Here is an 8,819-nt window from a genome sequence, read left to right as displayed (position 1 = left end):
ATAGAGCTGCTTAGCTTCTGTTCGAGTTAATGCACCAGATAATACTTCTCGTACAACTCTTAATTTAAAACTTTCTTCATACATTATAAATCCTGTCATAAGTTTACTTTTTGTGTAAACCTATTTTAGGACAAGACAGGGTGACACCCTTCAGGGTGTCACCCTAAAATGACGAAGACTTTTTTGAAGGTGGTTGAGTGCAATCGAAACCACATCTCGACATACTTCGACTGGCTCAGTACTAGAGCTCGATGTAACATATTTGTGAGCTTTCAGATTTTTTTGACAGCCTTTTTTCTTTGTTTATACCTCTCCACTTATGAATAATCACCACTCCATTTAAAATTAAAATCTCCCTTTAAGAATTTTTTAAAATTTGTTGGATTTTCAAATAAATATATTAGCTTTGTAAATCAAAGTACTTTTTAGATGAAAACAAATTTAAAAAATCATAAAGAAGATATTCAGGCCATTCGTGAAATCATGGAGCGGTCATCCAAATTTTTATCACTAAGCGGATTGTCCGGTATTTTTGCCGGATTGTTTGCGTTGATTGGCGCTGCAATAGCCTGGTTTTATATTCTGGATTCAGGCAATACCAAAGACTTTGAATACATAGCTGAAAAAGGTAATCTGTTAAGTTCAGGTGCTGGTTTTTATCTTGCATTGGATGCGATTCTGGTTCTGGGATTTGCTATACTGGGAGCTGTTTACTTTTCGCAGCGGAAAGCCAGAAAGGCAGGCCAACTGCTTTGGAGCAATTCAACCAAACACTTACTCGCATATTTTATGATTCCACTGGTTACAGGTGGAATTTTTATATTGATTTTATTGTTTCATCATCAAATAGGGCTGGTTGCCCCGGCCATGTTAATTTTTTATGGCTTGTCACTTGTAAATGCCGGGAAATTTACCTTTGGCGAAATTCATTACTTAGGGCTAACAGAAATTATTTTAGGTATTTTGGCCGGAGTTTTTATTAACCAGGGTCTGCTTCTTTGGACAATAGGTTTTGGGATAATGCATATTGTTTATGGTTCAGTGATGTATTTCAGGCATGAGCATGAGCGCAAAGAACAAGGGGCCGGGAGTATTGGGAAAATACGCAATCCGTAAGCAATATTCGGAGAAATGGGAAATTCAAGTATATTAAATCGAAAATAAATTCTGGTGAAAAATCCAATTTCAAACCTTCAGAAAGTATTTGAAAGCCGCATCAGGCTTGGGATCATGTCGGCACTTGTTGTAAACGACACGCTCAATTTCAATGCATTGAAGGAACTGCTCGAATTGACCGATGGAAACCTGGCCAGCCACCTGAAAGCTTTGGAACAGCAGAAAATCATAGAAGTTACCAAGCAATTTATTGGCCGCAAGCCAAGTACAACTTATGAGGCAACCGAGCTTGGCAGGGAATTGTTTCGACAACATCTGTCGGCACTAGAAGAACTAATAAATAATCAATAATTTTTTTACTATTTAACTTTGAAAAACAAAGTACTTTTAAAATATAAAACAATGGAAACAAAAGGTATTCAACAGATTTTAAACAGTTACAGTATGAAAATGGTCATCGTTTCGGTTTTGGCTATTTTGCTGCTGATCCCGTCCTTTTTGATACAGGATGTTATCCGCGAGCGAATTGCCCTGAGCGAAAAGGTGAAAAATGAACTTTATACCCAATGGGGAGGAAAGCAGGTGGTTGCCGGCCCGGTATTAAATGTGCCATTTTTAGTGATGGAAACGGGGGATAACAATCAGCTTACCGGCGAACGATATGGAGTGGCACATTTTCTGCCTGAAACATTCAAAACAGATGCCGTTCTTTATCCTGAAACGCGGAAACGAGGAATATACAAGGTAGTGGTTTACGAAGGGAAACTTACATTTAAAGGTTCATTTGTAAAGCCAGATGTTACTCAGTTGGACATAAAAAATGCACAATATAACTGGGATGCCGCTTATTTTACCATAGGGGTTTCTGATATGCGTGGCATCAAAAACCTGCCCGAATTAATTGTCAATGGCAAGAAAAGCATCGTTGAGCCGGGGGTTGCCGATACCGATTTGTTCCAATCGGGCATTACTATAAAAGCCAGTTCCATTGATCTGAATCAACCCATGAATTTTGAGATTGAACTGGTTTTAAATGGATCGGAGGATTTGTCGGTGGAAGCACTAGGGAAAACTTCAGAAATTTCAATAAAATCGGATTGGACCCAACCGAGTTTTTCGGGTGGCTTTCTACCTTCTCAAAGGGAAGTAACTCCGAATGGATTTACGGCGAATTGGAAAGTAACGCACCTAAATCGCAATTTTCCTCAGCAATGGATCGATCAGAAATTCAACACTCACGATGCTAAATTAGGTGTTGAGTTGCTCATTCCGGTCGATCATTACCAAAAATCGATGCGCTCCGTAAAATATGCGATCTTATTTATTGCACTGAATTACATTATTTTCATTTTCGTTGAAATTAAAAGCAGGATCAGGATTCATCCGTTCCAGTATGCTTTGGTGGCTTTTGCACTGTTGCTTTTTTATTCGCTGCTCACTTCCATTGGTGAACAAATCGGGTTCAACCTAGCATATCTTATATCAGCAATTGCAGTCACTTTGTTGATATCGTGGTATGTTTTCACCATAATGAAAGACAGGCGCATGGTTGGCTGGGTAACGCTTTTGCAAACGGGTTTATATTTATTCCTGTTTACCATTTTACAATTACAGGATTACGCATTGTTGGTCGGTAGCATCGGACTGTTTGTTATTCTGGCTATTATTATGCATGCTTCACAGCAGATTAAATGGCATTCGGAAGGACAAGCCTGAAAAACATAGGCGATAAGGTATTTCCTAAAAAAATCCCCGGACGAAAATTTTGGGGATTTCTGAATTTTACTTCTGCTGCAAAGCGGCATTCCTGACTGCCGTCAGGCAAGTTGCAATGCCGCTTGCATCACGAACCCTTTACTGGTGTTAGCTTCCCTTCAGTATCCCGAAGTTTCGGGAGGACCCTCTGATTAATCCCGACCTGTCGAGACTCTAACGAAAGCTCAAATTTAGTAAAATGAATAGGTTCTTGAAATGATTACTCTGACCTCTAATTTAAATATAAAGTAATTTGAGATCATATTTTGTGTCCTTGATAAAAAACAAACATGAGCCTTTTCAAAATAAAATGTTTTCGTACGGATATTGAGATAAATTTAGCGGTAAGTTCCTGACAAAAAATAAATTAAGGCATGGAAGTACAACACATCGTTAATTTATATATATTTGATCTGCTTTCCAAAAAAATGAGCTGCCTATGTCATAGTTAGCTGATATTCAAAAATAAATTAGGTTATAAACGACTCAGTAATAACTTAGACTTAAATTAAAATGACAAAAAATAACAGAATTTGGATTTACTCATTCGTTGTAATGGGAATCCTGATAATGACAGCAAGTAGCTGTGAAAAAAAAGCCGATAATTCCGGAAATACAACTGTTTATGAGTCGGTAACTATTGGTACACAGGTATGGATGGTAAAAAACCTAAATGTTACAAAGTACCGCAATGGCGATGCAATACCCAATGTAACCGATACTGCGCAATGGCGAAGTCTTACAACCGGAGCTTACTGTAATTATGATAATGCCACTACCAACGCCGATACCTACGGGCGTTTGTATAACTGGTATGCTGTAAACGATAGCCGCAACATTGCCCCAACAGGCTGGCATGTGGCAAGCGATGCTGAGTGGTCAATATTAACCAATTATCTGGGTGGCGTAAATTTGGCAGGTAGCAAATTAAAAGAATCTGGTTCAAGTCACTGGCTCGTTCGTAATACAGGAACCAACGAAAGTGGCTTCACCGCACTTCCGGGTGGTAAGCGTTGGCATGGCGATGGTACGTTTGGAGGCATTGGAATGGGCGGTTACTGGTGGACTTCTTCACAAGGTTATATTGGTGCCCAATACCGGGATATTTGCAGTTATGACAGTTATGTACGCTACTCATTATATGGGGAAGATGTTAAAGAAGGTTTTTCCGTACGTTGCGTTAAGGATTAATCAGCTAAGCTGATAGTCGTTATTGTTAGAAAAGAAGGTATCTAATTTCAGATTCGAAAATTGTGGCATATTACTGAAAAATGGTTGGTAAAACCTTCTATAATGTAATATTGATATGTGATTGCTAAAAGTTTTATAAAATTAGTTTAATAAAACTTTAATAGAACGCTTCTATTTTTGTGCCATTAAGCCCAGCATTTCTTCCAGTTTTTTCAGGCGACTTTCAAAAGCTGATTTGATTGTGGCGTTTTCCACCTCCAATTTGCTCAAAACCGATTGCTTGTGATTGGCCTGTTCCTTTAGTTGCCGGATTTCTTCAATTAAAGTCTCGATCACTTTCTGCTGCTCTTGCACGGCCTTTACCAGCGGAACGGTAAACTCGGCATAACGTAAACCGTAGTAATCATTTTCGTTATCAGGCTTATCAATACCACTAAAATCATAGCCAAGTTCCTGAGCAACATTTTCCACCTCCTGCGCTATAAATCCTGTTTGGAGCACTTTTTCTTTCGATGCCTCTGATGCTCTGTCCCTCGAATTGTCAGATGTTTTCATAAACACAGCTATCTTATCCATATCAAGATGGTAGGTAACGGGGCGTAATTTCATGATGAAAGAAAGACCCGAAACATTTTCATTGATATCCTTTTTAAAGCGCCCATCCGAGATTACGGTAAAGGCTACTGCTCCGTTTATGCTTGTTACCCTATAATCACCTAGCTTTATCATGTTACTCGCTGTTACATGGGCATTATACCCTATTCCGGTTGAGTTGGAGTATACTTCGCCTGAGCCGAGAGCATTTTTTCCGATGGCGGTATTTTGGTTTCCTGTGGTGTTGTTATAAAGCGCATTATGTCCGATGGCGGTATTATCGTTTCCTGTGGTGTTGGTAGAAAGTGCTCCTAATCCGATTGCGGTATTGAAGGTTCCTGTGGTGTTGGTACGGATCGCATCCCGTCCGATGGCTGTATTACCTGTTCCTGTATTATCTGATGGGATGAGAGAGCCGCGAAGAGATTCATATCCGAGAGAAGTGTTTGTATTGTCATAAGCAATTTCTGTATTGTTTGCAAACCATTGAGAGTATATACCTATAGCCACACCATTACTGCCTGCTACGTTGGATTGAAGTGCTCCCCCTCCGATGGCTGTATTTGAGATTCCTTTGGTGTTGAATTGAAGCGCATTAATTCCGTTGGCAGTGTTTTGATATCCTGTGGTGTTGGAATAAAGCGTGCCTTTTCCTATGGCTGTATTTGAGTTTCCAGAGGTGTTGGAATAAAGCGCATCCCGTCCGATGGCGGTATTCGATATCCCGGTATTAGCTGATGGCGTTTCAGAACCGCGAAGGGATTGATATCCGACAGAAGTGTTTGAATTATCATAATCTGTAGCTGTGTTGTTTGCATAGTATTGAGAGAAAAAGCCTATAGCCACACCGTTGTTGCCTGCCACGTTGGATTTAAGTGCTGACAATCCGATTGCAGTATTATGGTTTCCTGTGGTGTTGTAATTAAGCGCATTTAGTCCGATGGCTGTATTTGAGACTCCTATGGTGTTGGAATAAAGCGCATTTACTCCGATGGCAGTATTATATGTTCCAGTTGTGTTGATATATAGAGCATTCATTCCGTGGGCGGTATTAGAATGTCCCGTTGTGTTGGAATATAGTGCATCAAATCCGCTAGCGGTATTTCTGCTTCCTGCGGAGTTGTTATAAAGCGCATCCCGACCAATGGCGGTATTATCTGTTCCCGTATTATTTGCCGGTGTATCAGAACCGCGTAGTGATTGATAACCGATAGAAGTGTTTGTATTGTCATAAGCTGTAGCTGTGTTGTTTGCAAAGTGTTGAGAGTAAAAACCTATAGCCACTCCATTGTTGCCTGCTACGTTGGAATAAAGTGCTTTGAATCCGCTGGCGGTATTGTTGTATCCGGTTATGTTGGAATAAAGCGCACCCCCTCCGTTTGCGGTATTCAAGATTCCTGTGGTATTGGAAAAGAGCGCATATCGTCCGATGGCGGTATTCGAGTTTCCTGTGGTGTTGGTGAAAAGCGCATTAAATCCGTTTGCGGTATTGGAGTTTCCTGTGGTGTTGGAATTACCCGCCTGGTAACCCCAAAAGGTGTTATACAATGTTGGATCTATACTCCCTGCCTTTTGATTGTTCACACGAATGTTAAAAGGTACATTATCGGTTGTACCAATAAAATTAGTACCATCTATTAGTCCTGCATTTCCTGTAATAGACCAACCACCACCACTTGCATTTGAATAAAGGGCATAAGGTACGCTTAATAGTTGGCTTGTACCTGTTATAGTATAAGTTGTTAAGGGGGCAGTAATAGCGGTTTCGGTTTTAATAAAATATGGTCCCGCAGACCAATCAATAGTTGCAAAAGTTCCTGTAAAAGTTACCCCGCCTCCAATTTCAATGGTAACCAGACCATTCGCATTGGGTGTTGGTGTTTGGGTTTCAACATAGACTGGCGTACCATTTTCAGTACCTTGCAGAATACTTATTTTCATTCCAATTTGAGTTGTTACAAGCTGATTAGTTACATTACGAATTACAGCCTGATAGCTCATTTTCTGAGGACTTTGTGCCCACAGAATTGCGGTTAATAATACTCCGGGTATAATTGTGAGTAATTTTTTCATAACTATTTAGATTTTAACAATTTTAAATGTTTTTATTACCTTTTTGCGGTCAGTCAATTTCAGAAAGTAGGTCGCAGACACAAGATTGCTAATCACAATATTTGTTTCGTTACCTTCAACTTTATTGTCAAGTAAAATATTACCGTTAATGTCATAAAGCTGATATCTGAAATTTCCGACTTCGTAGTTTTCAATTATCAACTTAATAAAGTTCGACGCAGGATTCGGGTAAAGCACAATTTCTAACAAAATACCATTTACTTCTTCAATAGAAGTCACAACTGAAATCTCGAATGGATGTTGTATTCCATGGGTAACAGAACCATTTAATCCGGTGTTTGTTGTATAAATAATCTGCCCTATGGAATAACTGACAGATCCCCCGCTACCGGTTGCATTTCCACCTGAGGCAGGGATAGTATTCTGTGCCTGCATTGTTGTTCCAAATGCAAACAGGCAAAATGCAATCAACATTTTAATAAATTGTTTCATACACTATTATAGTTAATGAATACTAAATACCTTAATGCTTGAAAATGATTTCGCGATTTTATACCATCAGATACCAAATTTACACTTTGTTTAAGGTTAAAGCAAATAAAAGAATAACGGTCAAAATCAATCGTTAAGTTCTTATGGTGATATTTTTCAAACACGTCAAATTCAAAATTACGGTGGACGCGAACGGGTTACAACAGTGTTCATATGCCATTACTGAGCAGGCAGTGCTGAAATCGAACTTTATAACTCGCATTTAGCTTTATGCAGGCTGACAGGATATCGCTCCGAAATGTTCAATTTTTGATATAACAAAGCGTTAATGCCCAGTATAAAAAAAAGACAAGCGAGATAAATTGAGAGAAATCGTTAATTTGTTGCCCGAATTATGAAGTATAACGCGGCGGTAGACTAGTAACTAACTGAGCCTTTTAAAAATCTTAAATTATAAATAAGTAATCGGCAATAAAAGAAGCGTTCAAAACCCTGAATACTTTTTTGCTCACCCTATTATTAAAAGTTGCAACCAATTAAATGACTTTTTGAAGTTAAAACAACCAAATAAAACATGCTTTGATGTTTTAATTTATTCGTTTGAATTATAATTATTATGTATCTTAAATTAGGCAACTAGAAGTATATTTCAATGTAAAAAAATTTCTTATCATATTGAGATATTGTAGGTTTTTAATAGTTGTAAAAATATATTTCGGATTGAGAATTAATCAAATTGTTTTTTTATATTTGATATACGTTCCAAAAAAGATAAGTAGTTTATGATCTAGTTAGTTGATATTCAAAAATGAAATAGCTTCTAAACGACCGATTAATAACTTGTAACTAAAGAAAAATGACAAAAAATAACAGAATTTGGATTTACTCATTCGTTGTAATGGGAATCCTGATAATGACAGCAAGTGGCTGTGTTAAAAAAGATACATCGGAAGATCCAATCGTTTTTAAAACTGTGAAAATTGGTAATCAAGAATGGATGGCTGAAAACCTGAAAGTTACGAAATATCGTAATGGGGATCCAATATCCTATGTGGAAAGTAATACCCAGTGGATGAATCTTACCACGAGTGCTTACTGCAATTATGATAATAACATTGCCAATGCTGATACTTACGGGCGTTTATATAATTGGTATGCAATAAACGACTCCAGAAACATTGCCCCGATAGGTTGGCATGTGCCTACCTCTGAGGAGTGGGAAATTTTGGTTAATTATGTAGGATTAAATTATGCAAGTGACTGGTTAAGAGAAACAGGTAATATTCATTGGTATGGTGACAATACTAAGGCTACTAATGAATATGGTTTTACTGCTCTTCCAAGTGGAATGCGTTATTTAGATGGTACATATTCAGGTATCGGATTGTATGGCGCATGGTGGACTTCTACAATTGATTACTCAATTGCATGTTACTGGAGCTTGGGCATCTTTTCTAATTATGTGCAAGAATTGTATACAGATCGTCAAGCTGGATTTGCTGTTCGTTGCGTAAAAGATCAACCATAAGGGAAATTTAGTTTTAGAAAATCTTAAATCAGAAAACGGTAAGCACCAAATAAAAAAAGCGTCCAAAATT

7 protein-coding genes are annotated in these 8,819 nt (G+C 38.2%); 5 read left to right on the top strand and 2 right to left on the bottom strand.

Annotated elements, in window-relative coordinates:
- Positions 1–429: 429 nt before the first annotated feature.
- The 4 genes from KKG99_03605 (at position 430) to KKG99_03590 (ending at position 4,062) form a co-directional block, all read left to right on the top strand.
- Positions 430–1,116, top strand: coding sequence for a hypothetical protein (locus tag KKG99_03605; protein MBU1012064.1), 687 nt, complete (start codon positions 430–432; stop codon positions 1,114–1,116).
- 54 nt (positions 1,117–1,170) lie between these two features.
- On the top strand, positions 1,171–1,467 hold the full coding sequence (locus tag KKG99_03600) for a transcriptional regulator (GenBank protein MBU1012063.1): 297 nt from the start codon (positions 1,171–1,173) through the stop codon (positions 1,465–1,467).
- A 51-nt stretch (positions 1,468–1,518) separates the two neighbouring features.
- A complete protein-coding gene (gene creD, locus KKG99_03595) occupies positions 1,519–2,832 on the top strand; it encodes a cell envelope integrity protein CreD (GenBank protein ID MBU1012062.1) in 1,314 nt (437 codons plus the stop codon).
- 552 nt (positions 2,833–3,384) lie between these two features.
- Positions 3,385–4,062 (top strand): fibrobacter succinogenes major paralogous domain-containing protein, encoded by a 678-nt coding sequence (locus tag KKG99_03590; GenBank protein MBU1012061.1) that lies wholly within the window; start codon positions 3,385–3,387, stop codon positions 4,060–4,062.
- Between the two features lie 171 nt (positions 4,063–4,233).
- On the opposite strand, the gene KKG99_03585 is transcribed toward KKG99_03590, so the two are convergent.
- Both KKG99_03585 and KKG99_03580 read right to left on the bottom strand, forming a co-directional pair.
- Positions 4,234–6,729, bottom strand: coding sequence for a tail fiber domain-containing protein (locus KKG99_03585; protein MBU1012060.1), 2,496 nt, complete (start codon positions 6,727–6,729; stop codon positions 4,234–4,236).
- A 6-nt stretch (positions 6,730–6,735) separates the two neighbouring features.
- Entirely contained in the window at positions 6,736–7,221 is a 486-nt protein-coding gene (locus KKG99_03580) for a T9SS type A sorting domain-containing protein (GenBank protein ID MBU1012059.1), read from the bottom strand.
- An 856-nt stretch (positions 7,222–8,077) separates the two neighbouring features.
- On the opposite strand from KKG99_03580, the gene KKG99_03575 reads away from it, so the two are divergent.
- A complete protein-coding gene (locus tag KKG99_03575) occupies positions 8,078–8,749 on the top strand; it encodes a fibrobacter succinogenes major paralogous domain-containing protein (GenBank protein ID MBU1012058.1) in 672 nt (223 codons plus the stop codon).
- Positions 8,750–8,819: the final 70 nt, after the last annotated feature.

It is taken from the genome of Bacteroidota bacterium (assembly GCA_018816945.1).
GTDB lineage: Bacteria > Bacteroidota > Bacteroidia > Bacteroidales.
Note: the sequence above shows the minus strand (reverse complement) of the source record. Positions and strands in the feature narration are given on the sequence as shown.